The 24113-nt window shown below is 67.3% G+C and carries 17 protein-coding genes and 4 pseudogenes; 10 read left to right on the top strand and 11 right to left on the bottom strand.

The genetic code is table 11. From position 1 onward, the window contains the following. Positions 1 to 123: 123 nt before the first annotated feature. A complete protein-coding gene (locus J8N05_RS46220) occupies positions 124 to 873 on the top strand; it encodes a glycoside hydrolase family 75 protein (RefSeq protein ID WP_210894009.1) in 750 nt (249 codons plus the stop codon). Between the two features lie 23 nt (positions 874 to 896). Here the strand turns inward: J8N05_RS46220 and J8N05_RS46215 are convergent, their stop codons facing one another. From J8N05_RS46215 to J8N05_RS47820, 4 genes and pseudogenes are all read right to left on the bottom strand, one after another. Next, the gene (locus J8N05_RS46215) at positions 897 to 1343 is read right to left on the bottom strand and encodes a PTS sugar transporter subunit IIA domain-containing protein (RefSeq protein WP_247706984.1); all 447 of its coding nucleotides are present in this window, start codon (positions 1341 to 1343) and stop codon (positions 897 to 899) included. Then, complete coding sequence (dhaL, locus tag J8N05_RS46210) at positions 1336 to 1935, bottom strand: dihydroxyacetone kinase subunit DhaL (RefSeq protein WP_210894007.1); 600 nt, start codon at positions 1933 to 1935, stop codon at positions 1336 to 1338. The genes J8N05_RS46215 and dhaL overlap by 8 nt, the downstream gene beginning before the upstream one ends. A 67-nt stretch (positions 1936 to 2002) precedes the next feature. Further along, a complete protein-coding gene (dhaK, locus tag J8N05_RS46205; protein ID WP_210894005.1) occupies positions 2003 to 2995 on the bottom strand; it encodes a dihydroxyacetone kinase subunit DhaK in 993 nt (330 codons plus the stop codon). A gap of 347 nt (positions 2996 to 3342) precedes the next feature. Beyond that, a pseudogene (locus tag J8N05_RS47820) lies at positions 3343 to 3513 on the bottom strand (transposase); the annotation flags it as partial. 301 nt (positions 3514 to 3814) lie between these two features. On the opposite strand from J8N05_RS47820, the pseudogene J8N05_RS46200 reads away from it, so the two are divergent. Beyond that, a pseudogene (locus tag J8N05_RS46200) lies at positions 3815 to 4617 on the top strand (IS5 family transposase); the annotation flags it as partial. Positions 4618 to 5159: 542 nt separating this feature from the next. Here J8N05_RS46200 and J8N05_RS46195 read toward each other — a convergent pair. The 4 genes and pseudogenes from J8N05_RS46195 to J8N05_RS46180 form a co-directional block, all read right to left on the bottom strand. Further along, positions 5160 to 6110 (bottom strand): AraC family transcriptional regulator, encoded by a 951-nt coding sequence (locus J8N05_RS46195; RefSeq protein ID WP_210894003.1) that lies wholly within the window; start codon positions 6108 to 6110, stop codon positions 5160 to 5162. 541 nt (positions 6111 to 6651) lie between these two features. Beyond that, positions 6652 to 6871 (bottom strand): annotated as a pseudogene (locus J8N05_RS46190) (hypothetical protein); the annotation flags it as partial. A 337-nt stretch (positions 6872 to 7208) separates the two neighbouring features. Further along, positions 7209 to 9506: a tetratricopeptide repeat protein gene (locus tag J8N05_RS46185; RefSeq protein ID WP_210894001.1), complete on the bottom strand. Its 2298-nt coding sequence runs from the start codon at positions 9504 to 9506 to the stop codon at positions 7209 to 7211. Positions 9507 to 9571: 65 nt separating this feature from the next. Beyond that, entirely contained in the window at positions 9572 to 10039 is a 468-nt protein-coding gene (locus J8N05_RS46180; protein WP_210893999.1) for a hypothetical protein, read from the bottom strand. A 780-nt stretch (positions 10040 to 10819) separates the two neighbouring features. Between J8N05_RS46180 and J8N05_RS46175 the strand changes: the two genes are divergently transcribed. The 3 genes and pseudogenes from J8N05_RS46175 to J8N05_RS48280 form a co-directional block, all read left to right on the top strand. Further along, on the top strand, positions 10820 to 11896 hold the full coding sequence (locus tag J8N05_RS46175; protein ID WP_210893997.1) for a PASTA domain-containing protein: 1077 nt from the start codon (positions 10820 to 10822) through the stop codon (positions 11894 to 11896). 1180 nt (positions 11897 to 13076) lie between these two features. Then, the gene (locus tag J8N05_RS46170) at positions 13077 to 14057 is read left to right on the top strand and encodes a hypothetical protein (RefSeq protein ID WP_210893995.1); all 981 of its coding nucleotides are present in this window, start codon (positions 13077 to 13079) and stop codon (positions 14055 to 14057) included. Positions 14058 to 14331: 274 nt separating this feature from the next. Beyond that, positions 14332 to 14718, top strand: a pseudogene (locus J8N05_RS48280) (winged helix-turn-helix domain-containing protein); the annotation flags it as partial. Positions 14719 to 14827: 109 nt separating this feature from the next. On the opposite strand, the gene J8N05_RS47810 reads toward J8N05_RS48280, so the two are convergent. After that, positions 14828 to 16264 carry a hypothetical protein gene (locus tag J8N05_RS47810; protein ID WP_247707035.1) on the bottom strand — a complete coding sequence of 479 codons (1437 nt, stop codon included), beginning with the start codon at positions 16262 to 16264 and terminating at the stop codon, positions 14828 to 14830. Between J8N05_RS47810 and J8N05_RS46160 the strand changes: the two genes are divergently transcribed. The 4 genes from J8N05_RS46160 to J8N05_RS46145 all read left to right on the top strand — a co-directional run bounded on the left by J8N05_RS46160 (position 16259) and on the right by J8N05_RS46145 (position 22004). Beyond that, positions 16259 to 17287: a beta-ketoacyl-[acyl-carrier-protein] synthase family protein gene (locus J8N05_RS46160; RefSeq protein ID WP_247707033.1), complete on the top strand. Its 1029-nt coding sequence runs from the start codon at positions 16259 to 16261 to the stop codon at positions 17285 to 17287. The genes J8N05_RS47810 and J8N05_RS46160 overlap by 6 nt on opposite strands. A gap of 70 nt (positions 17288 to 17357) precedes the next feature. Beyond that, a complete protein-coding gene (locus J8N05_RS46155) occupies positions 17358 to 18929 on the top strand; it encodes an acyl-CoA dehydrogenase family protein (protein ID WP_210893993.1) in 1572 nt (523 codons plus the stop codon). A gap of 217 nt (positions 18930 to 19146) precedes the next feature. Further along, the gene (locus tag J8N05_RS46150; protein WP_210893992.1) at positions 19147 to 20307 is read left to right on the top strand and encodes an epoxide hydrolase family protein; all 1161 of its coding nucleotides are present in this window, start codon (positions 19147 to 19149) and stop codon (positions 20305 to 20307) included. Positions 20308 to 20993: 686 nt separating this feature from the next. Next, positions 20994 to 22004 carry a hypothetical protein gene (locus J8N05_RS46145; RefSeq protein ID WP_210893990.1) on the top strand — a complete coding sequence of 337 codons (1011 nt, stop codon included), beginning with the start codon at positions 20994 to 20996 and terminating at the stop codon, positions 22002 to 22004. Between the two features lie 344 nt (positions 22005 to 22348). Here the strand turns inward: J8N05_RS46145 and J8N05_RS47805 are convergent, their stop codons facing one another. Next, a complete protein-coding gene (locus J8N05_RS47805) occupies positions 22349 to 22495 on the bottom strand; it encodes a DUF6233 domain-containing protein (RefSeq protein WP_247707032.1) in 147 nt (48 codons plus the stop codon). A 718-nt stretch (positions 22496 to 23213) separates the two neighbouring features. Between J8N05_RS47805 and J8N05_RS46140 the strand changes: the two genes are divergently transcribed. Next, positions 23214 to 23510, top strand: a complete 297-nt coding sequence (locus J8N05_RS46140; protein WP_210893988.1) for a hypothetical protein — start codon at positions 23214 to 23216, stop codon at positions 23508 to 23510. Positions 23511 to 23772: 262 nt separating this feature from the next. On the opposite strand, the gene J8N05_RS46135 is transcribed toward J8N05_RS46140, so the two are convergent. Continuing rightward, positions 23773 to 24033 (bottom strand): DinB family protein, encoded by a 261-nt coding sequence (locus J8N05_RS46135; protein ID WP_210893986.1) that lies wholly within the window; start codon positions 24031 to 24033, stop codon positions 23773 to 23775. Positions 24034 to 24113 lie beyond the last annotated feature (80 nt).

The raw sequence follows: 24113 nt of genomic DNA, 5'->3' as shown, positions 1-24113 counted from the left end.
TGTACGTTCCGGCGCGCCGCCGGACGTGCACCGTACGGCCCCCCAGCAGTGGCCGCACGGACGGACCCCCACCAGATTGGGCTGAGTGTTCGTCAGCGCCCGCTCAGGAGAGGGTCTCTTATCGTGCGTGTCCGGTCACTGATGCTGGCCGCGGCCGGTGCCGCCCTGATCGCCCCCACCGTGCTCCCCGGCGCCGCCCCACCGCCCGGGGCCGGGCACGGCGGCCCCGGCGCGGGGACCGTCCCGCGAGCGGGCGGCGCCGCGGACGCGCGGAAGGCACCGCGTCCGGGGAACGTCCGGGCCACGGAACTCCTGGCCGCCGTACGCGACTGCGCCCCCGTCTCGGACGACCGCTTCAGCAGCGACGACGGCGAGCCCGCGGACATCGAGGTCTGCGGCAGGAAGGAGGCCGTCTTCTGGAAGGCCGACCTGGACATCGACTGCGACGGCAGGCCGGGCCGGCACTGCAACGAACGCACCGACCCGCTCTTCTGCGACACCACCGCCTTCCAGCAGTCCGACGGACGCCAGCTGAGCGCCGAGCGACTGCCGTACGTGGTCGTGCCCGGACCGAGCCACCGCTGGAACCACCGGGAGCACGACGTCCGGCGCGGGACGGTCGCCGCGGTCATCCACGGCGACCGTGTCCGGTACGCGGTCGTCGGCGACATCGGCCCCGAGGACATCATCGGCGAGGCCTCGTACGCCCTGGCCCGAAACCTCGGGATCCGCCCCGACCCGAAGGGCGGCGGAGCGGCGTCCGGAGTCACCTACATCCTGTTCAAGGGCTCCGGCGCCTCTCCCATCGAGAGCCCCCGGGCGGCAGCGGCCCAGGGGGAGCGGCTGGCCCGCGAACTCGTCGGCCGCAGCTGAACCACCCCCTGTACGCGCCGGTGTCAGACCTTCCGGTACGTGTACGCCTCGGCCGCCGCGGCCTCCACCGCAGCCAGGTCCGCCCCGGCGGACGCCGTGACGACCGCCGCCACCGCGCCCTCGACGAACGGCGCGTCCACCAGCCGGGTGTCCGGCGGCAGTTCGTCGCCCTCGGCCAGCAGGGCCTTCACCGTGAGCACCGCACTGCCGAGATCGGTCAGTACGGCCACACCGGCACCGCGGTCCACGGCGGCCGCCGCGACGGAGATCAGCTCGGAACTGGTGCCCAGGCCGCCGTCCCCGTCACCGCCCGCCGCCGCGACCGGGGCGAGCGTGCCGCCGCCCGCGAGCCCCGTCGCCAGTTCGGCGACCGCGGAGGCCACCGCGGCACTGTGCGACACGAGCACGACGCCCACGAGCTTCGCGCCGCCCTCGTCTTCGACCGTCCCACCGTCCACGAGGTCACTCACCGGCCGTCTCCGCGAGCGCCGCGATCAGGATCGCCGAGGAGGTGGCACCCGGATCCTGGTGCCCGATGCTGCGTTCGCCCAGATAGCTCGCCCTGCCCTTGCGCGCCTGCAACGGCGTGGTCGCCAGGGCGCCCTCCTCGGCGGCGGAGCGGGCCGCGGCGAAGGACCGCCCCAGCGCGTCGACCGCGGGCAGGAGCGCGTCGATCATCGTCTTGTCGCCGGGCGCCGCGCCACCGAGCTGCACCACGGCGTCCACGCCGGTGCGCAGCGCCTGCGCGAACTCCGCCTCGTCGACCTCGGCGGCGTCACCGAGCGCCTTGCCGGTGCGCCGGAGCAGCGTCCCGTACAACGGGCCCGAGGCGCCGCCCACCGTCGAGATCAGCGTGCGTCCGGCGAGCATCAGGACAGCACCCGGGGTGCCGGGCTCCTCCTTCTCCAGCGCGGTCGCCACGGCGCGGAAGCCGCGCTGCAGATTGCTGCCGTGATCGGCGTCGCCGATCGGCGAGTCGAGGGCGGTGAGCCGTTCCGCCTCGTGTTCCACGGACGCGGCGGTCGCCGTCATCCAACGGCGGAAGAAGTCGGCGTCGAGCACTGGATCTCCTTGCGTGGTAAGGGTGTTGCGGGGTCACGCGGGGAAGGGCGTGGAGGGGAGCGGCCCCTCACATGCCCCAGCGCAGACCCGCGGTACGCACCGGCGCGTCCCACAGCCGCAGCAGGTCCTCGTCGACCTGGCACAGGGTCACCGAGGCGCCGGCCATGTCGAGCGAGGTGACGTAGTTCCCGACGAGGGTGCGGGCCACCGGGACACCGCGGTCGACCAGGATCCGCTGCACCTCCGCGTTGAAGCCGTACAGCTCCAGCAGGGGAGTGGCGCCCATGCCGTTCACCAGGACCAGGACGGGGTTGCGCGGGTTCATGTCCTCCAGGACGGCGTTCACCGAGAAGTCGGCGATCTCCCGCGAGGTCATCATCGCGCGCCGCTCCCGGCCGGGCTCGCCGTGGATCCCGACGCCCAGCTCCAGTTCCCCCGGAGGCAGGTCGAAGGTGGGGCTGCCCTTGGCGGGTGTGGAGCAGGCGCTGAGCGCGACACCGAAACTGCGCGAGTTCTCGTTGACCTGACGGGCCAGCGCCTCGACCCGCTCCAGCGGTCGGCCCTCCTCGGCGGCGGCGCCCGCGATCTTCTCCACGAACAGCGTCGCGCCGGTGCCGCGGCGGCCGGCCGTGTAGAGGCTGTCGGTGACCGCCACGTCGTCGTCGACGAGCACCTTGGCGATCTGGATGCCCTCGTCCTCGGCCAGCTCCGCGGCCATGTCGAAGTTGAGGACGTCACCGGTGTAGTTCTTCACGATGAACAGCACTCCGGCGCCGCTGTCCACGGCCGCGGCGGCCCGTACCATCTGGTCCGGAACCGGGCTGGTGAACACCTCGCCGGGACAGGCGGCGGACAGCATCCCGGGACCCACGAATCCGCCGTGCAGCGGCTCGTGCCCCGACCCGCCGCCCGAGACGAGCCCCACCTTCCCGGCCACCGGCGCGTCCCGCCGCACGATCACCCGGTTCTCGACGTCCACGGTCAGCTCGGGATGCGCGGCGGCCATACCCCGCAGCGCGTCCGCCACGACGGTCTCCGCGACGTTGATGAGCATTTTCATCTGTACCTCCTGGGGAGCTTAGCAGGCGGGCTTCCGGCCTGCGTTTTTGCTGGTCAAAGGGTGTGGCGAGGATTGTGGATCTTGGCGGTCCGTGGCGGCTGAAAGCGGGTTGTGGCGGTACTGATGCTGACCTAATGCTGACTTTACTGACGACCCGTCAGTACTTCTGTGTGGCCGGATGAGGATTGCTGGTAGTGCCGTCATCGGCAGTATCGACCTTGCGGTAGCGAAGGTCACGTGCGCGGACGTGCGGGGGTGCTCCTGCCGTCCGCGGACGCGCATGCCGAGTGGGACGGCAGTCGTGAGCGAGACGCGCGGGCGGGGACCGTCGACCTGTGCATCTGGCTGATGCCGGTGCGGTTGACATAAAGGATCGCGTTCACGATCTCTCGCAGATCGTGTACCCGGGCCGCCGTTCCCGGTCCGGTCCGTCTCGCCTGTCAGGCATTGAAGACCGGTTCGATCAAGGCCCAGCGGGCGTCGGACACGTCACTGCGGTACGGACGACGAGCACTCACGCCTCATCCAACGACCGCCACGAGCACCAGTCACAAAACCATCCCAGAACACCAACTACCCAGATCAGATGCCCTCTTAGTGGGTATTTATAGATGGTCTATGTAGGTAAGTAACTTTCATGGCCACCAGGCTTGAGGCGTTTTACCCCATATGTGCGCCCCCGCGTCCGCCGAGCTGCGAACGCGGCCGCCTGTTTGCTCCGGTTCTCGTGCACGAAGTCCGTCTGGTTTGAAGATCAGGCAGAAACGCTCAGCAGCAGCGGAACAGCGCCGTCCGCTGCATCCATGATCACGCTACGGCGTGAGCCAGCGGAAGCCTTACCCCAGCGACCTGTCCGACGCCCGGTGGGCCTTAATCGAGCCGACGTTGACGGCCTGGAGAAAGGCTCGGCTCGACCGCAGGCCCACCGGGCAGTCGGCCAAGGTCGACCTGCGCGACGTATTCAACGCACTCCTCTACATCAACAGCACCGGAATCCCCTGGAAATACCTCCCGCACGACTTCCCCAACCACGGCACCGTCTACGCCTACTACGCAGCCTGGCGCGACGAGGGAATCCTCGCTCAGCTCAACTACAACCTGACCGGCCTGGCCCGCGTGAAGGAAGGACGTAAGCCCGAACCGACCGCTTCCGTGATCGACACCCAGAGCGTGAAGACCTCCACCAACGTGCCGCTGGCCAGCCAGGGAGCCGATGCCGCGAAGAAGATCGTCGGCAGGAAACGGGGCATCCTCACCGACGCGATCGGATCATCCTCGCCGTGACTGTGAGCGCCGCGAGCCTGTCCGAGAACGCCGTCGGAATCCAACTCCTCGACCAAGCCAAGAAGACCTACCCGACCATATCCAATAGCTGGGTCGACACCGGCTTCAAGAACGCCGTCATCGAGCACGGCGCCCGCCTCGGAATCGACGCCGAAGTCGTCAACAGAAGTCCTGGAGTTCGCGGCTTCCGTGTTGTCAAAAGGCGCTGGGTTGTCGAGCGAAGTATTAGTTGGATCATGCTGCACCGGCGCCTCGCCCGAGACTACGAGACCCTGCCTGCCAGCTCCGAGGCCATGATCCACGTCGCCTCGATTGACAACCTCACCAAGCGCATAACGGTGATCCTCCCTGGCAAGCCGGCCGGTGTTTCGTCCACGGGGCATCGCCCGGCCGATGTTTCGCTTGTCGTGCAGCGCGACCGTCTGCTTCAGAGGAAGCATGGACCTCATGCCGACGGCATCCACGGCGATCCCTTGACTGGCGATGCAGATCCTGTTGCCAGTTGAGGGCGCCCGGCTCGGCTGGCAGCCTGGACCCCGCTGCCGGTCGAGTTCAGGTTTCTCCCCCGTCGACGGCATGAGGACGCGCCTCTGGATCCGTGTTGGCGTTGGCACAAGTTTTCTCGTTGAGGCGGTACGGAGCGCCGAGCCCGACTCTCAGCCACGGCCAGGAGTCTCGAACATGGGCCTACGGAGGCTCAGAGTCGAAAGCTGGACACACTGAGCGCGAGCAACTCCCGACCGGCACGGTCACCAGCTGCGCTCCTGTAGGCTATGTGAGCCCCGCCTGTCGTCGCGCTCCGCTCGCCGGACCAATGGGCGTCTCGGGGGACCGCGTGTCCGCTCAGTTCAGTTGATCTGCTGATTCAACCCCTCACCTGTCATGTGTGCAGGGAATGAGAGGGCAACACCCCGTACGCGGCACGGTAGGCGGCGGCGAAACGGCTGGGCTGGTGGAATCCCCACCGGGCCGCGATGCTGGTCACCGTGATGCCGGTGCCGGGGTCGGCCGCACGCAGGTCCCGGTGAGCGTGCGCCAGGCGAACCCAGCGCAGGTGGGCGGTGGGCGTGCTGTCGAGGTGGCGGCGGAAGGCGTACTGCAGAGCACGAACGGTCACATGGGCCGCGGCGGCGATATCGGCGATGGTGATGGGCTCTTGGGCGTGGTCGTCGATGTAGGCGAGGGCTCGGCGCAGGGTGAGGGTGTGTGCGTCGTTGCGGTCCTGCGCGTTCGCGTCGGTGCGGGCCGAGTGAGGGAAGGCCGCCAGGACACTCGCGGCCAGCATCTGCGCGCTGGCCGAGACGATCAGTGGCTCCTCGCGCAGGAGCGGGTCGCAGAGCACCTGGTCGCGCAGATGGGTGATGAGGCACTTCAACTGGCGTGCGGCAGCGGGAGAATGGGGCCGGTGGGCGGTCAGCCTGACCGGGGCGCCGGACGGTTCGGCGTCGGCTACCTGGTTCAGCAGGTAGGTGTCCATCATCATGGCGTTGTAGCGGGTGCTGCAGACGCGGCCCGAGTACGGCTGTTCCGGCGGCGCGAGCACCGCGATGTCACCGGGGCCGTAGGTATCCTTGACACCGTGGAAGGTGTTGTCCGCGATGGTGCCTTCGTGCACCGTGCATAAGGTGATTTTGCCGAGCGGCTCGACCTCGTAGCTCATCTCGTAGTTGAAGTCGAGTTCGTCCACGGTGACCGACGGCATGGCCTCGCGGCGTATACGGGTCCTGATGCCGCTGGTACCGCTGTGGCCTATGCGCAGGCGTGAGTAGGCCCGGCTGAGGAAGTCCTCCGTCAGGCTCAGGTCATTGCTGTCGAACACCAGTGAGTTCATCGCTCCCCCTTGCCAGCGGAAGGTCGCAGCCACAACAGGTCATCACCACACGGCAGATTGAGAATATTCGCCCTACGAACGCAGAACAATTGCCCCTAACGGGTGGTTGTGCGGAGCTGTGGTGGGGCAAGCCAGCGGACATGACTCGCCAGACCTACGTGTGACGCGCCGCTGGACGCAGGCCAGGAGGAAGAAGCCTGCGTTATCCGCCCGCACTGCACACCTGGGCCCGCCGGCCCCACCAGCCCTCTACGCCTGACCACGCGACGATCGCGGTGTGGCTGCACCTCTGGCAGACACGCGCGGGCCGATGTCTGTGCGCGTGAAGGTCGTTTCGGCAGGTCAGGGGAGGGGCCGTCACGACAGGCCGCTCTCTGTAGCCGGCTGTGGACGTGGCGCCTTTTTTGCTACTGGTCACTCCTGATGGGTGGGTGGTGTCTGAGCTGCGTGTTCGATCCGGTGCCGCGGTTCTGGCTGGAGGTGGGCGGGCAGTTCCTGGGGGCGGGCCCAGCGGACGATTTGCTCTGAGACGGTGCGGAGTTAAAGGAGCCTGGCCGGAGTCGAGTTCCCGTACGTCGACAGACGTAGTGGCCACGGACACCAGCGGGACGGGCGACGGCTCTGATCTCTCCGTGGCCGAGTGACTGAGCCTCCGCCCCTATCAACAAGCGACGCTGACGCTCGTCAAGGTGCGGCAGAATCGCCTCGAACTTGGATACCAGTGCGCCCGTTGCCCATACAACCTGCTCATGACAGACCAACGAACCCCCGAGCCAAAAGCTGCGAGTTAAAGATCCGCACGTTCTCAGGCCGTCGCCAGGGAAAGACCAGACATGAGCGCTATCCCTTTGGCTGTGGCGGTACGAGCTACTTCGCCTGAAGCGGCACGCTCAGTCCCTCGGCTCCTACCTCACAGCCCCCATGTTGGACTGCCGAGCTCAACGACCACCCGTAAGGAGGGGGACTCTGTCCCTTGCCCCGCACCGTGGATGGCTTTTCCGGGGAGCAGACACGATCCTGACGGCACCCCACCACTGGCCAGCGAAGAGCACCAGAACGCAGCGTGGTGTCAGCCGTCGGCAATGGCTGTGACACGAGTCAGTAGGGGATGGACGTTCCGTCGCCCTCCGGCTGTTCGCGCCACCGGGTCAGGTTGGCCTGGGCGATGCGTGTATAGGGATGATGGGGGCCCAGGATCCGTAGCATGTCGTGCAGGAGTTTCTCCGTGAGGGAGACCGCGCTCTCGCGATCTCCGGCTTCGCTGCGCCAGCAGGCGAGGTTGCTGCGGGTGGCGAGGGTTCGCGGGTGGTCGGGGCCCAGGACGCGGGAGCGGTCCTTCAGCAGTGTGGTCAGCAAGCTGGCCGCGCCTAGGGCGTCACCGGCTTCTCCGTGCCAACGAGCAAGTTCGTGGCGAGTGGTGAGGGTGTCCGGGTGGTCGGGGCCCAGGATGCGTTCTTGATCCTCAAGGAGTTCCGCAGTTGCCGCTGCAGCGGCCTTGGGCTCGCCCGCACGACCGCGTACGTGGGCGAGGTGACTGCGTGCTGTGAGCGTGTAAGGGTGGTCGGGGCCCAGTATGCGCAGCATGTCTTCCAGTAGCTCGCCGGTTGCTGCGGCAGCGTCCGCTGGGTTGCCTGTGCGGCCGCGCCAGTACTGGAGGTTGCTGCGGGTAGAGAGGGTGAGCTCGTGTTCGGTCCCTAAAATCCGCGTGCGGTCCCGGAGCAGCTCGGCCGTCGCCGTGGCGGCTCCTTCGGGATCGCCTGCCTCGCCTCGCCACCGGGCGAGGTTGCTGAGTGTGGTGAGGGTGTAGGAGTGGTCCTGGCCGAGGACTCGCAGGGTGTCCCGGAGCAGGTCGGCCGTTTCGTCTGCGGCACCGCTGGCATCCCCTGCTTCACCTCGCCAGCGGGCATGCCTGCCCCGTGCGAGCAGCGTATCGAGATGGTCTGGGCCGCAATGCTGTTGCAGTGTGTGAGTCAGTTCCTCGAAGTAGTCCCGGGCGGCGCTGACTTGGCCTGTCTTGCCGAGGCTTCGCCCGATGCAGTGCAGGACGGGGTGAACGTGTGGCCGGTACAGGGTTTCTTGCCCGTGCAGCATCAGCGCGGCGGTGTTGGCCCGCAGGGTCTGGGCGAAGCCGGTGTCGCGTTCGATGTCAGGCCATACGGCTGTCAGTGCGTCAGCGGCCCTCCATACCAGTCGCTCATAGTCGGCCCCGGCCAGCGCATCACGGACCGTGCGCTGGATGAGCTGGTGGACACGCACTCCTTGAGGGATGCCGCCTGGCGTGTGGTCGATCAGGTTGAGACGGTGGAGCGCTCGCAGGGCTCCGAGAGCCTGTTCGCCGGTGCACTCTCCCTGCTGCTGTCCCCGCCGATGCCGGCCTCGTGCCGAAGCTGACAGGTGATCGAGGGCTGGGCCGCTGGTCAGAACCTCGGTGGGGATGCCGTTCGCGTCGAGCATGGCGGCCAGTTGGAGTATGGGACGGGCCAGGCCTTCAGGGCGGAGACCGTTGGCGTGGTCGATCGACAAGGCCCAGGCGGCAGCCATGGGGGCCTCCTGGTCGTCGGGCAGCGTCCGCTGTTCGGGCAGAAGTTCAGCAAGGTTGCGGGCCCCGTCAGCGAGGAGTTTGCGATAGGCAGCCGCCTCCAGGCCGGCATCCAGCATGAAGGCCACACCCTGGGAGAGCGCCAGGGGAAGATATCCGAGATCCCTCGCGAGGCCCGCGAGAGTGTCCTTGGACTCGTTGCTGCCATGACCGGACAGACTGCTGGACAGATAAGCGACGGCCTCTTCCGGTTCGAACAGACCGACAGGCACCATGCGCCGGCCGCCGCTGCCCAGTGCCGCGTCGCGGCGTCGAGTGGTGATGACCGTGCGACCGTAGGGACTGTCCGGGGGCCATAGATGCCGCAAGTCGCCCGGGTCGCAGACATCGTCCAGCACGATGAGCCAACGGCAGGGCTGTGCTTGTGCCTTGTGCTCAAGCCAGGCCAGGAAGGTGACGGCGGCCTGTTCCGGGCTGCCGGAATCCGCGCCGAGCAGCTCCGAGGCGGCCTGGGCGTACACGGTGACGACGCCGGCCCGGGTATTTGCGTTGATCCACAGCAGCAGGTCCAGTTGGCCGGACCGCCACGCATCGCGCACGTACAGAGCAGCCAGCTGGGTTTTGCCGACCCCGGCCGTTCCGGTCAGCACGTGAGTACCGGTGGGCTGACCGGTGGTCGATGCTTGGTTCAACGCCGCGGCGGCGGTGCGGTGTTGATAGCAGTCCGCCTCCCGGGGAATGGCCCCGATCTGGTGCGGACGCTCTGTCCACTGCTGGGGAAAGGCCGGCACGCCGCCGTAAGGCACAGCGTGATACGCGCCGATCGCGATACCCCCGGCACCAGCCTGCGCGCTCACGCTCAAAGGCTGTTCTCCGACGATCTCAGCATGCGCGGAGGCGGGGCTAGTGGGTGCCGGTCCCGTCAACCATGGGAGGGGTCCGGCCTCGTAGGGAGGCCGATGTGCGCACCTCCGGACAGGTTGTACGCTGCGATGGATTGGTTGTCGGCCCGTACGGTGATGTCCCCTTGTGCGACAACCCCCGCACCGTGCGGTCGGGCGTGAGGGATCGTGTAGGGGGCGAGGAGACGCTGCAACTCCGCTGCCGCCCGCTGCTGTTCGTCACTTTCCAGACCTTCGAGCACGTTGGCGATACGATCCCGCCACAAGGACTCCTGGTCGGCTCTCATCTGCGCCGATCCGTTCGCTGAACGCAGTTCCCCTGCAGTGCCGTTCAGCCGCTCCAGCTCAGCGTTCTCCGCCACGGTGTGTCCCCGACCGAGCCACTGAGCCACCCGTGCACTCAACTGGTCCCACGCTTCGGTCCCTGCGGCCTGCACCACCGCGGTACCTCCGGATGCGGCTAAAGCCACAAAAACCTCGGGAAGCATGTACCTGTCCTTCCTTGCTCATTCCGTACCAACGACAGGATGGAGACCGTACCGGCCCAAGCGGACTGGAATCGGGGGTTTCGGAGAAGAAGCTGTCGTTCGCCGATGAGGGGCCAGGACGGCCTGCGCTTCAACATCGGAGCTTAAAGATCGCTCAATGCGTGTGTGGCTTGTTTTCAAAGGGCGTCATCTTCCACACGGACAGGTGTGTCCAACAGATGAGCCGGACCTTCGCCTTCACCTGTCGCCGTCACGGCATGGGACGCGGTGGATCGCTACACCGGGGCCCTGGCTGAGTTCTTTCTTCCCGAGACTCAAGCGAGAGTTGTTCCACGGAGGACGCTGGACTTCGAAGGCGCAGACTGGGCTCGGGCTACTCTGCTGGCCTGCCTGCTACTGTCGGCGTCGACGCCACTTCGTCTTCGGCTATCTCACGCCGACCGAGTTCGATCTGAGGCTGATCGCGCCCCTCACGCTGTCGCTCGCCGTATGTAAACCGGTGTCCACCTCTGAGGATCAATCTCACCAAGCCTGTCCTCCTGATACGACCAAGTCCGAAGCGATCACCGGGTCTGTAGGGACAAGACGGACTCGCACACTTTTTCTTCACGGATCCATGCAACCTTTTCCACATCAAGGTGGTCACTGTCTGCATGCGCCGCATCACTGCGGCCTGGCAAGTGGGATCTCGCTGACAGCAAGGTGCACCGGTCCATCCCGCACCGTCCTTGGACCCGTTTCAGTAGTTCCGGCCCGTGCCGGAGGAAGCAAGAGCGCCACATGAACCCGTACAACACTCCGACTGTGCTTCAGCCCTGGTGGAGGAGCATCCCGGCCGTACTCGCCCTCCTTGCCCTAGTTGCGCTGATCGGCGCTTTGAGCTTCGGTTTCGGCTTTCTCGTGATGATCGCTGCCGTAGTGGCGGTGTGGGTGCTGCCACGATGGCGTTGGTTCGCAAAGGCCGGTGCGACGTTCGGAGCCCTCGTGCTGCTCACGGTCGGCGCAGGTCTGGGCGGGCAGCTCGACGACGGCGGGATCGTCTCGGAGGCCGGCACGCAGGACAAGGGAAGCGAGGGCGTCAAGACCGCTTCGCCCGCCCCGAAAGTCCTCAAAGCTGCCGACTACACCAAAAAGCCACTCAACGAAGCGGTGGAGTTGGTAGATTCCGCCGGATTCACCACCACCCACCATGATGCCGCCGGAGAGGGGCGCACGGTCATGGTGCGCTCTCTGTGGACCGTGTGTTTCCAGGAAGTCGACACGACCACGAAGAGCATCAATTTTGCAGCCGTCAAGAGCGATGAACCGTGCCCAGAGAAGGACGGCGGTCCACTCGCATGGCCCGTGATGCCGGATGTGGTCGGCGCAACATACGACACGGCCCTGAAGGACCTGGAGCGGGTCGGCATCGACCTCGACAGCGTCGAGCTCGATGACGTCTACCTTGACCTGGACGCCCCAAGCGCCGAGCAGGCCGCGGAGGACGGTGATGAATGGCGGGTGTGCTTCCAGTCCCCGGAGGACGGGTCCGACGTCACTTCCGACACCACCGTCAGCCTCGACCTGGGCCGATGGACCGACGCCGACCTCGTCCAGCGCTGTCCGAAGGCGAAGGACACGACGTACGACATCCCGACCAACGATCCCGACTACGACAGCGGCAGTAACACTGGAGGTTCCGGTTCGACTGGTGGAGGCTCCTCGTCCTCTTCCGGTGGCTCCACGGGCGGCGGCAGCGTCGGCACCGTGCACCCCGGCTCGTTCTGTTCTCCCCAAGGGGCGACTGGCGTCACCAAGGCAGGAACTCCCATGGTCTGCGGCCCTGGCTCCGACGGCCATAACCGCTGGCACTCTTGATTCTCCGCACCCCGCGAGTTTTACGCGGAGGGGGCATTCCGGCCCAGAAGCGATACTGGATCCGAGTCGTCGCGGATCTGCCAGCAGAACCTTGAGTAGCGGAACCAGCCCAGATGGGCGGAAGCATGTTGAACGAACCAGCGTCGGGTGCGTGGACCGGAGCCGTGCTCGGTGCGGTGGCGGAGGAATCAGCGTTTTCGCACCGAGAGTGCGAGCGAGGTGGCGGTGCTTGTCGTGTCCGTGGCCGCGGTCACCCAGTGCTACATCGGGGCGGCACCGGGTCGGTCATCGACCGCGCTTGTTGCACACTGGCGGCACGGCTTCGAGGAGAGAAGCAGTAGAGTGAGGTCGTTCGGCTGCCGCCCGTTCGCTGCCGCACCAACGGGTGGCCGGTAGTTTCGGTGATCATGCGACGCATGCTGCTCCTCCTGCCCTGGCCGACAGGACTCCGTCCAGGTCTCGGCGCCCCTTTCATCGTCTATATGCGGGCGCCGTCTACGCTTGCCCGAAAGAAGTCCAGAGCGTCTCGCAGCCAGCAGAGATGGCCATGGAATTGTCTACCTGAGGGCGCTGACCTGCGTCTATACCGCCATCTGAGCTTCTGACCTGTGCCGATGCTTGGTGCAGTGTCTTTCAGATTCGTCCGGCGTTATGCAGCCCATTCTCCCGAGGAGCTCCCCAGCGCTGTTCATTCTCCCCAGAGTTGGCTGTGCTGGCGCGCTGGATGCGCTGAGGAATCGGTCGACCTGCGGCACGGTTTCAGGCACGGTGAGTGACTGGTATTAGTGGGGAAGGCGGAGACCTGCCAGCAGATTCTTCGTCTGCTGGTGGTACAGGCTCGCCATAGCCTCTGACCTGCGGCTACAGGTGAAAGCGCCCGTTGCTGAACCGAGTTGGCCCGCACCTGGCCCGGATCTTGGTCCGACCTGTTGCGTTGGTGTGTGGGGCCCGGGATCCGAAATGACGCAAGTAGCCGGAACTGCCTTGGGGCGCCTGTACTGGCGCGGGGCCCCTTATGGGAGCAGTCAGTTGCGACGGTCATCGTTGACCTGCTTCGGCGACATCGTGGGTGGGGACCTTGCTGATGTCAGGTAGTGGGCGCCTTCACGGCATCCCTGCGCGACTCCCCATGACGGAAAACACTTTTCCCCGATCTGAGCCTTCTGGCAGGGTGTAGCGCGTGACAGGCGTGGGTGATACCAGCAAGAGCGACGAGACGTGGGCGATGGAAATCCTCGACCAGTTGAACCGGAGCACACGGGAGGCGCATGAGCGTCGCGATGCGCTGGCGGCGACGGTCGACCAAATAGCAGCTGGATTCACGCAGTTGGGCCTCAAGCCTTGGAAAATGAAGCGAAAGAGCCCGGCGCGAGTGGACACGAACGCTCCCGACGTCCTGCTCGGTGACCGCGCTGAACCGGTCGCGACGATTCTCAGGTACGAATCAGCGGTCAACATCCTCAGCGCCGCCGATCAGCTTCGGGGTTTCGCCGTCCTGCTTCGTGCGGAGGCATCGCTGATGGGCGCGGTCTCGGTCGCGCGCGGCATCTTCGAGGCGTGTCTGTGGGCCACAGCGGTGATCGACCCGACCATCAGCGCTGATGAGCGTCTGCAACGGGCCCTGACGCGTCGCCTCGCACGACTCTCGGCGGGCATCCGTCTCAAGAACATGCTCAACAGCGGTGTCGCTGATGCCGACCAGTCCACCGAGAACGATGGCGACGTCGAGGACAAGCACGGCACAAACCGTGATCCCGCGAAGGACATCGACGACATCGTGAGTTATGCCAGAACTCGAGGCTGGTCGGTGAAGAAGAAGCCTCGAGCCTTCGAGATTACTTCCCTTTCGATTGACTGGCTCAGCGAGAACCTTGAGCATCGAATCGGCATCGAGGGATATGCCTGGACGAGTGGGTCGTCGATGGCACACGGCGAGCATGCCGCTGACACGGTCTCGTGGATTGAACTGTCCCAAGACATCAGCACGGCTCCAGCGTGGTTGATCCAATTGTGGTCGACCGGCGCTTGGGCAGGACCACGTCTCTTCCTTGCAACGCACGCCAAATACACAGGGAGGGTGACCTTGGATCATGAGTATCGGCGATTCGAAGAGTCATTTTGGAACACGGGTGGTAAGCGTCAAGGCATTGCAGATGATTGACGTGCTACCTCCAGTGGCACGGGCGTGGCGAGGATCAGCATTGACCGCGCTGCCGTTCTCGCTACAGACACGGTGAGTAACTGGCTGATGAGTGGCGGCGGGTCGACCCCGGGCCAGCGGGACCGCAGGACCGGGGGAATGCCGTGGCGGCTCCACTGCGAACCACCTCCGCGTCGGCGGGGACCACGCGGTAGGTCTCCGTCATGACGTCATTGCAGCCGAGCCACCCCCGCGCGGTACGCCGTCTCTTGTGAGGTATGCGTAAGGTGGCGGCCTGTCGGACGAGCGCCGGCAGTTCCGCGAGGGGATTCGGTTGAGGGCGGCCGAGCGGTTCTCTGTGGGGCAGCCGAGTTCGGCGATCGCGAAGGAGTTACGGGTCAGCGTCCGGTCGGTGCAGCGGTGGCGTCGGTTGTGGGACAGGGGCGGTCCTCGGGCGCTTCGGTCGGCGGGTTCGGCCTCGCCGCCGCGGTTGAGCAAGGTCCAGTTCGGCCAGCTGGAATCGGAGTTGGCCAAGGGGCCGGTCGCGCACGGCTGGCCTGATGAGCGGTGGACACTGTCGAGGATCAAGGCGATGGTCGGCCGTCGCGTCCACAAGAGCTACACCCTGCAAGGGGTGCGCAAACTGCTGATCCGGCACGGCTTCTCCTGCCAGGTGCCGGCCAGACGGGCGAACGCGACGAGGAGGCGATCTGCGGCTGGGGGAAGGAGACCTGGCCGCAGGCGGAAGGACCGCGGTGGCGCTCGACGCCTGGATCTTCTTCGAAAGACAGTCACGCTGGGTACGCGGCCACACAAGTGGACCAGAGCTCGTGGAGACCTGCACAGCCACTCCTCCGTACTGTGCCCGCGCCGCGGCGGCACGCTGGCTGGACTCGACACGTACAAGCTTGCATCAACTGTTGGAAGACGGGGCGGAGCTGTGTGGTCCCAGTACACTCGGGAAGATTTCCTGTCAGGGGGCTGGTGTGGGGTGTCTGCGGAGCCAGTACTGGAGTTCGCGATGTCGGTATTGGTAGGCGGCCGCTATAGCGCATGAGTCCTGCGTCGGCGGCCCAGTCCAGGAAGAGGGCGAGCCGGAACGGCAGACGGCGGCGTGAGCAGAGCAGGAACACGGCGTACCGTCGCGAAGCAGCCCCACCCGCCGTAAGCCCGATCGCGAGGCCGCCCGTCAGTCCGGCTGCGAGCCCGACCATGGGCTTGTACGCGAGTCCGACTGAGAGCCCGACCGTCAGCCCGCTCGCGAGCCAGGTTGCGAGCCCGGCCGAGTAATCGCTTCTGATGACGTTCCGGGGGGCGAAGCTTGTTCTTGGCTGCTGCTCGGCCATGAGCCCGAAGCTGAGCACGCCTGAGAGTAGGCCTACGAGCCCGAGTCCGACCGCGGGCCCAAGCCCGAGCCCGAGCCCGGGCCCGGCCATGACCCCGCTAGCGCACCCAGTCCCGAGCCCGGCCACAAGGTGATGACGTCTGTTGGGGTGTGTGAGCGGGTTTCTCACGATGTTGGGGGAGGCGGATGGGAGGGCTGCCTTTGCTGCCCCGGCGGCACACATGCCGATCAGAACTGCGAACGGCCATGTCTGTGACTGGGGGGCGGTCCAGACGAGGGGGAGGGTGGTCAGAACTGTGAGGCTGGTGAGGAGGGCGTCGGTGCTGTGGATGCGGATGCGTCCGGCGAGGGGCCACAGTTCGTGCAGGACGAGGTCGGTGGCTTCGGCTCGTGCGGGGGCTGTGGGGTGGAGGGTGCCGGTGGGGTCGAGGTGGGTGGTGAGGTGGTGGAGCCAGCGGTGGACGTCCCCGGGGGTGTAGCCGCGGGGGTTGGGGCTGGTGCGGGTGACAGCGGGGATGAAGCGGGCCAGGAGGTGCTGGTCGAGCGCGTCGGCGTCCGGGAGGGTGAGGAGTTCGGCGGGGTCGCCGTCCCGTTGGTAGACGGTGGCGGTCAGGCACAGCCGCCACGGAGTGGACAGCACGGTCGCGAGCAGCCCGCCGGGACGGGCGGCGAGGTGGTCGAGCAGGGGCTGCCAGCGGGCGGCGTCCACGGCGCGGTCGGTCAGGTAGGTGCGAGCGTCGCCGACGGTGACGGGGTCGACCGTGACGTGGGCGGCGTCCAGCACCGTCGCCTGGGGAGCGAGGACGTTGTAGTGGCGGGTGCGGCAGGTCAGAACCAATGGTCCGGCATCCCGGCCCTGCTGGTGAGTGTTCAGGGCTTGCATGACGGCAGGTGCACCGATCGCTACAGCCAGCTGGGTTTCATCGCCGGCGCGGAGGCGCTTCGGACGGCCGGGCTCGACCCGCAGGGCTGGGACGCGGCACGGGTCGGGGTGGTGATCGGCACCAGCGTGGGCGGCGTGAGCACACTCCAGGAACAGATCACCCGGCAGGCCTCCGGTGAGAAGGTGTCCGCCCTCACCGTGCCGATGTTCGCTCCCAACATGCTCCCGGGCCAACTGGCCCTGCACTGGCAGATCCACGGACCGACCTTCGCCGTCTCCACTGCCTGCGCCTCCGGGGCCACCGCGCTCGGACTGGCCGCGCAACTGGTGCGCTCCGGTGCGTGCGACCTGGTGCTCGCCGGCGGCAGCGACGCTCCCGTCACCCGGATCCTGTCCGGTGCCTTCGCGCGGATGAACGCGCTGTCCTCCCGCTGCACCAACCCCGCCGCGGCCTCACGCCCCTTCGACGCCGCACGGGACGGATTCGTCCTGGGCGAGGGCGCGGCGGTCCTGGTGCTGGAACGGGCCACGCACGCCAGCGCCCGCGGGGCGCCGGTACTGGCCCGCCTGGCCGGCTTCGGGGCCAGCGCGGACGCCCACCACATCACCGACCCCCACCCCCACAGCTACGGCCTCGAACAGGCCATCACCACAGCACTCGCCGAAGCCGGCGCCACCCCCGCCGACGTGGACCACGTCAACGCACACGCCACCGGCACCCCCAAGGGCGACCTCCTGGAAGCCCGGCTGCTGGCCCGGCTGTGCGGGCAGGCCAGCGTCACCTCCGCCAAGGGAACCCTCGGCCACACCATGGGCGCGGCCGGGGCGATCGAGGCCGCGCTGACCGTGCGCACCATCGCCGAGCAGACCGTGCCGCCCACCGCGAACCTGGACCGCCTCGATGCCGCGATCGACCTCGACGTCGTGACCGGTGCCGCCCGAAACCAGCACGTGCGCCTCGCCCTCAGCAACTCCAGCGGCTTCGGCGGCCAAAACGCCGTCCTGCTCTTCACCGCACCCTGACCACACCACCGCGGCGAACCATCCGCGGTGCGGCACGGCGCCGGTACAGCACCCGGAAAGGCGGACAGACATGGTGGCAGCAGATCACGTACCCACGGCGGGGTCGAGCGCACGCTGGGGGCTGGCGCGCCTCACCGCCGCGGCGCCCGCCGAGGTCAGCCGGCGCCGCGCGCAGGAGCAGATCGACTGGCTGCGCGAGTACGCGCCACGCCGCATCAACCCCTGGCTCATCGACGAGCGACGCTGCATCCCCCCGTACCTGGTCCAGGACTTCGGCCGCGCCGGGCTCTTCGGACCCCTCATCGAGGAGCGGTACGGCGGCGGCGCCCTGCGCTTCGGTGATCTGCTCCGGGTGCACGAACAACTGGTCGCGATCGACACCGGGCTCGGCACCTGGGTGTTCACCTCAGTGTTCCCCGGCACCCGCGCACTGTCGGTATGGGCCGGCGACCAGGTGAAAGAAGACTGGCTGCCCCCACTGGCCACCGGCCGCACCCTCGGCGCCTACGCCCAGACCGAACCCGGCGCCGGCAGCGACTTCACCCAACTCACCGCCCTGGCACGTCCATCCGACGGCGGATGGCTCCTCAACGGCACCAAACACCTCATCGGCAACGGCACCTGGGCTGGCGTCTCCACCGTCATCGCCCGCTGCCCCGCATCGTCGGCTACGTCCACCTCGCTGGTCGCCCTGGCGGTGCCCAGTTCCGCTCCCGGAGTGCACCTCGGCGAGGAACACCTCACTCTGGGCCAGCGCGGCATGGTGCAGAGCCGCATGCACTTCACCGACGTACCCGTGCCCGACAGCAGCGTGCTGGCCGGCGGCGACGGCCGGGCCGTGGCGATGGACTCGATGAACGCCTCACGCCTGTGCGTGGGCGCCGCCGCCATCGGCTCACTCAAACGGATCATCCAGCTCGCCACGCACTTCGCCCGCCGCCGGCACATCGGCGGCCTGCCCCTGAGCGAACGGGCCTGGGTCCGCAGGTGGCTCGCCGAGACCATCTACCGCACCGACATTCTGGAGGCGCTGGTCTACGACCTGGCCGACCGCCTCGATGCCGGGCAGACCGTGGAGATGGAACCGCTCATCGCGGTCAAGGTCTTCGGCGCCGAATGGGCTGTCGAAGCCGCCGACACCCTGGTACAGCTCATGGGAGGCCGTGGCTACGACGAAGCAGGCGGGGCCGCCCGCATGTACCGGGATCTGCGGGTCTACCGCATCTTCGAAGGAACCAGCGAGGCCTTGCGCGACTTCCTCGGCCGCCGGGCCCTGCGCCAGCCCCACCAGGTCCGCGCCGCGATCGCCCGCACCTGCGGCGCCGACCTCGCCGACCGCTTCACGACCGCACTCCACGAGGCCCCGGCCCCACCAGCCCGCGGCTCCGATGCCCCGCACGACCAGGTCGCGACTGCCGTGATGTGGATCTTTGCCGCAGATGCCGTCCGACGACGCGCTCCCCACCACCCAGCGGTCCATGCGACGGCGGAGGCAGTGCTCCAACACGCCCTCCAGCGCGTGCGATCCGCGGACCAACAACCGGAGGGCATTTCTCCGGACCGACTGGACGACGCGCTGAGCCGCTACGAGCAGCGCATTGCCGACGTCACCCCACACCTGCCGGATCCCCGCACCGCATAGCACCCGCTCCTCCGGGACACGCGTGCCGACCGCGTCTCTTCGGTGACGCCACCGCACCACGGGGCTTCAACGGTCGAACAGGCGTCATGGCGAAGATCCCCTGCCGTGTGCCGTCAGCCGCCCGCGCCGGGAGCCATCTCGCGGCCACGGGCCCGATGGACGTGCCACCTCCCCGGCATCACTTTCATGGCGATACATCCAGTGTGTTCGTATATTGATGATCATGTGTGCTGACATCAGCCCGTTCCGGATCGACATTCCGCAGGCCGATCTCGATGACCTGCGCGACCGCCTGGCCCGCACCCGCTCGCCGTACCCGGTCCCCGGCGCCGGATCGGAGTGGGACCACGGCATCCCGTCGGCCTACCTGCAGGAGCTGGCCGACTACTGGGCGGACGGATTCGACTGGCGGGCCCACGAGGCCCGACTGAACGCCTTCCCGCACTTCCTGACCGAGATCGACGGGCAGACCATCCACTTCCTGCACATCCGTTCGCCGGAGCCGGACGCCACGCCGCTGCTGCTCAATCACAGTTACCCGACCTCGTTCGTGGAGTTCCTGGAAGCGAGCGGACCGCTCACCGATCCGCGCGCGCACGTCGGGGACCCGGCCGACGCGTTCCATGTCGTCATTCCTTCCCTGCCCGGCTTCACCTTCTCCAGCCCGCTCTCGGCGCGCGGCTGGAACCTGGAGCGCACCGCCCTGGCTTTCGGGGAGCTGATGACCCGATTGGGCTATGAGCGCTTCGGCGTCGAAGGAGGCGACCTGGGAGCCGGCGTGACCGGCCGGGTGACGACACTGCTGCCCGACCGGGTGATCGGCGCGCACACCCACGGCGACAGGCTCCAGCTCGGCATGGCCGGCGAGGACCTCCCGGTGCCGGACGGCCTGAGCCAAGAGGAACGGACCAAGCTCGCAGCGGCGCAGCGCGGCTGGTCGCAGATGAAGGGCTACAAGGTGCTGCACTCGACCGCGCCCAACGCCCTTTCGGCGGGTCTGGCGGACTCGCCGATTCTGCAGTTGGCCTGGATCGCCGAGAAGTTCGTGCAGTGGGCCAACCCCGCCACACCGATCAGCCGCGAGAACGTACTGATCACCGCCAGCCTCTACTGGTTCACCCGGACCGGGCCCGCGGCAGGCGACTTCTACTGGGAACTGGCCCACGCCGACAACCCCGGATGGGGCGGGCCTTCGGCTGTTCCGATGGCCTCCTCCCTGTTCTACAGCGACCCGCTGGTCCGCAAGGTTCTCGGCCCAGCCGACGACAGCGACGTCTTCTTCCGGGAACACGCCGAAGGCGGCCACTTCCCCGCATTCGAGGTTCCCGACCTGTTCGTCGACGACATCCGCGCCTTCTTCAGAACACCCCGCGACTGACACGGTGCCCTTCGGCAAGTCCTCTCGGCGCGACACCGCAGACGACTCGACTGACCCCACCGACGGGGACAGCGTCCACCATGGCCGCGATCCGCACGATCGTCAGTGGCCGGCAGCGCCGCGCCGGTCCGTCGTCGCCTGCCGTCGGCGTACGCCTGCCCGCATCGATCGCCCAAGCATCGGTCGAGCAGGCGTCGCACGAGGCCCAGCAGCGGGTGCCCCCGTGGGGGTACCCATCTCCACCGCGGACAACGGACAAGGTTCAACCCTGTCCATAACTTCGGCTCCGCGGCCGATCGTGGCGGTAAGGAGGGACTGCGCGCCGCGGCAGTGAGCATCGGCTCCGGCAGCATCCATGACATCTGGGAAGCCTTCCACCTTGCAGGGCGGCTGCGGATGGAGTCAGTCAGGTGGCCGATCTCCGAGCCGGTACCTGACGATCACGGTGGCGCGCATGAGAGGGGGCAATCGCGATCAAATCCGTTGTGGAGGAGGTGTTGCTGCCGTCACCGTTGCCTCCATGGATGAACAGACCGTGTTCGACGTTTCGGCACCGTGGAGCTGGAACGCCCGGCACTTCGTGGAGCGCGGGTGCGAGCGTACGGGGGGAGCTGAGTTCCTGCTGTACTCCGATACCCAGGTGACAGGTGACAGGTGACAGAGAACTCGCTTGCCATCCCTACGTCTTGACCAACTCGTTCGGCTTCCCGGAGAAGGGACGCCTTGCTCCGGTGCTGGCGCTGTACCTGGATGATCACTTTCCTCCCTTTAACGTGCAGCCGATGGACAAGACCGACGTCACCGCCTGGCTGAACCTCACGCTTGAAGACGAGATTGCGTGCGTGCTGTCTCTCGTTGCCGGAATACGTCTGCGATCCGGCGGACAGGTGCGGCGCTTCACAGACGCTGCTTCCAGAGGAGCTCCAGAGTTCTTGCGCCACCGCGTCCCTGAATGGACGGCGACCGAGCACCCGATCTACCCCGTACCCGAGAAGATCGGTATGGAGTCCCTGGACGGCTGGATGGACCGGTACCTTGCGCTGGACTGCGAAGACGCCGTAGCCCTGGTCCGGGCCGCTCGCCAATTCCGCGACGCCCTGTGGGTGGCCGACACCGATCCCGAACTTGCCTGGCTCTTCCTCGTGTCCGCGCTTGAGGTAATCGCCCAACGCGAAGCGCTCAGCAGCGCCTCCCCTGCCGACTTGCTCCGCCAGGAGAAGCCGGACCTGGCGAAGCAGCTGCTCGAAGCAGGGGGTGAAGCGCACCTCGAAGCAGTGGCTTCAGATCTCGTAGGGGTCGTGAGAGCCACCGCCCGTTTCATGTCCTTCGTCAAGACGCATCACCCTGGGCCGCCGCCGAAGCGGCCCGAAGTCTATGCGCAGGTCGACTGGTCCTGGCCGAAACTCAGGAAAGCAGTCGACCAGGTGTACGCGTACCGGTCAGAGCGGCTGCATGGAGGCGTACCCTTCCCGTCTCCGCTGTGCCAGGTGCCGTTTGCGGGCCATGGAATGACAGCGGATGAGCGTCCCTCGTTCCTCGCGTCAGCCGCCGGTAATGCCGCGTGGCTCGCAAAGGACCTGCCGATGCATCTCCACACCTTCGGGTACATCGCCAGAGGCTGTCTCCTGAACTGGTGGCAGAAGACTTCTCGCAGTGCGGACGGCAACGAAGAGTCGGTGGAAGCCACGATGTCCTGAGAAGGGCGCACGGCAAGGCGCCCTCGCCTCGCTGAACTGACGGCGCAGCGGTCAGTCCCGCGCACGGGTGCTGGTGAAGCGCACGGCGGGCCCCCAACCGTCGCGGGCGGTGGCCATGCACCACTGGCACAAGGGCAGCGCACCGGAGCCGTATTTCAGCGTGGCGCGCTGACAGCCGGAGCGGGGGCCGACGTAGCTGCTGGACGTTTTAAAGGTGGAGGGGTCGGGTTCGCTGATCGGTGGTACGGGAGTGCTGGTCATCGCGGGGGTGTCCTATCCAGGGGGTGGGGAAGTGGGTGGACACCGCGGTGCAGCGTGGCAGGCCGCAAAGGAGCGGGAAGCTGTCAGCGCGCCGCGGCGGCAAGGGCCGGGCAGTTGGATAAGGGGATGTCGAGCAGGGTGTCCGGGCTGCAGTGGCTGCACGCGCGCAGCCCGGCATTGAGGAGTCGGCGGGCTTCGTCACGGCTGATGGGGCGGCGGCGCTTGCCGATGGCGTAGCAGTGGCCGACGTGGACTTCGGCGGGCGGGCGGGCGGCCGTCGCCGATGCCCAGCTCGACGACCCACTCCGGCCCCGGGGGCCGGGTGAGCCGGCGGTGTTCCTGCTCGGCTTCCCGCTGCCGGACAGTGGCGATCTTTGCGTCGATGCACTGTAGACACATGGCGTGCCAGGTCCTCAACGTAAGTAGTCGGCTCAAGTCGGCAGGTAGGTCGTCGAACATACTCTCGCTCCCGATCCGGCGGAACCAGGCAGGCCCGCCACTCGCGTGTTCGAATAGTAGTTCGATAACGTGTAGGCATGGAGCGCGCACCCTTCCCTCAAGACCTCATCCAGCTGCAGGCAGCCGTGCAACGCACCTACGACGCCCTCGCCGCACCCCGCCCCACGACCGCACACGCAGTGCTCCGGCGTCGCTTGGTGGTGCTGTCGTCCCGCCTGTGGTGGCACCCGTTCTGGTCGGGCCCCGGCCGGGCGCCAGCCGCGCGTGCACACCTGCGCATCCACACCCGCGCCCTGCATGCGCAGCCGCGCACACGCACCCGCGCACGAGAAGGAACTGCGCCATGAACCGATGATTTGAGCACTCGCCCGAGGCAGAGGAGGGGCCGCTCACGGAAGCGGCCCCCGGCCGACTCCAGCCGACGTTCGGGCCCCGTCTTTAGACCCTGCCGCTGTCGGCCCTAGCCCGTTATGGAGGCGAGTGCGTCACGTGCTGCTGAAACCGCCCGGAATGCTGGACCCCACCCTGCTCCCGCACTGGCCCTATGCCGAAGCCGTCGACCAAGCGCTCACCGGCCGCGGCATCCCGCCCGGCACCGTCCGCATCGAACGCACCCACAGCGTGCGCGAGGTGACGATGTTCCTGACGTTCGCCTGGGACGTCTCCCGCTGCGCTGGCCCGGGCGGCATCCAACTGGCGCCTGGCACGAAGACACCGGCTGGTCCCACACCCTGCTCCGACCCACCGCCGCACCAGCGCTCCCGCGCGGACCACTCACCGCCCTGAACCGCGTCTACGCGCCACCCGAAGCTGTCGCCGATGTGGCCCACGCTCTGGTCTTCCGCCGGTTCAGCAGCTACGCCCAGGAATGGCACGGTGAGTGGAACGGTGCGCTTGAGGTGCGTACGGCGATCGAAGCGTTCCGGCAGTCGGCCTACCCGGCAGGAACGGGATCATCGCTTTAGAAGCTGTTGTACGAGCAGCTGACGGCCAGGAGAGCTGCGGACTCGGCATCGACATGAGACGCCGCATCGTGCGAAGGAGTGGATCATCGCGCCAGGTAGGCGGCCAGGATGAGTTCGGACTCAGGGGAGAGGTTAACGACGCGGACCTGGTCGCCGTCGCGGTAGGTCAGGGTTCCCGGCACTTCGCCGACGGCCGGATGGTAATCGCCACGCGTCAGAGCGACGAGGACTCTGGTGTGTAGGCCTTCGCGTAGTGCAAGTGACATACTGAGGGGAACACCGAGGTCGAGTTCGGGGTCTGCGAGCGCGGCGTTGACGAGAGCGCGAGTCTCCTGCGCTGTCATTAGATTCGGTCCTCCGGTCATAGGCCCATTGTCGCATCGAGTGCGACGTCTCACACTGATGTGCTGGGCATTCTCTGCAT

Origin of the sequence: Streptomyces liliiviolaceus, from assembly GCF_018070025.1 — a bacterium.
GTDB lineage: Bacteria > Actinomycetota > Actinomycetes > Streptomycetales > Streptomycetaceae > Streptomyces > Streptomyces liliiviolaceus.
Note: the sequence above shows the minus strand (reverse complement) of the source record. Positions and strands in the feature narration are given on the sequence as shown.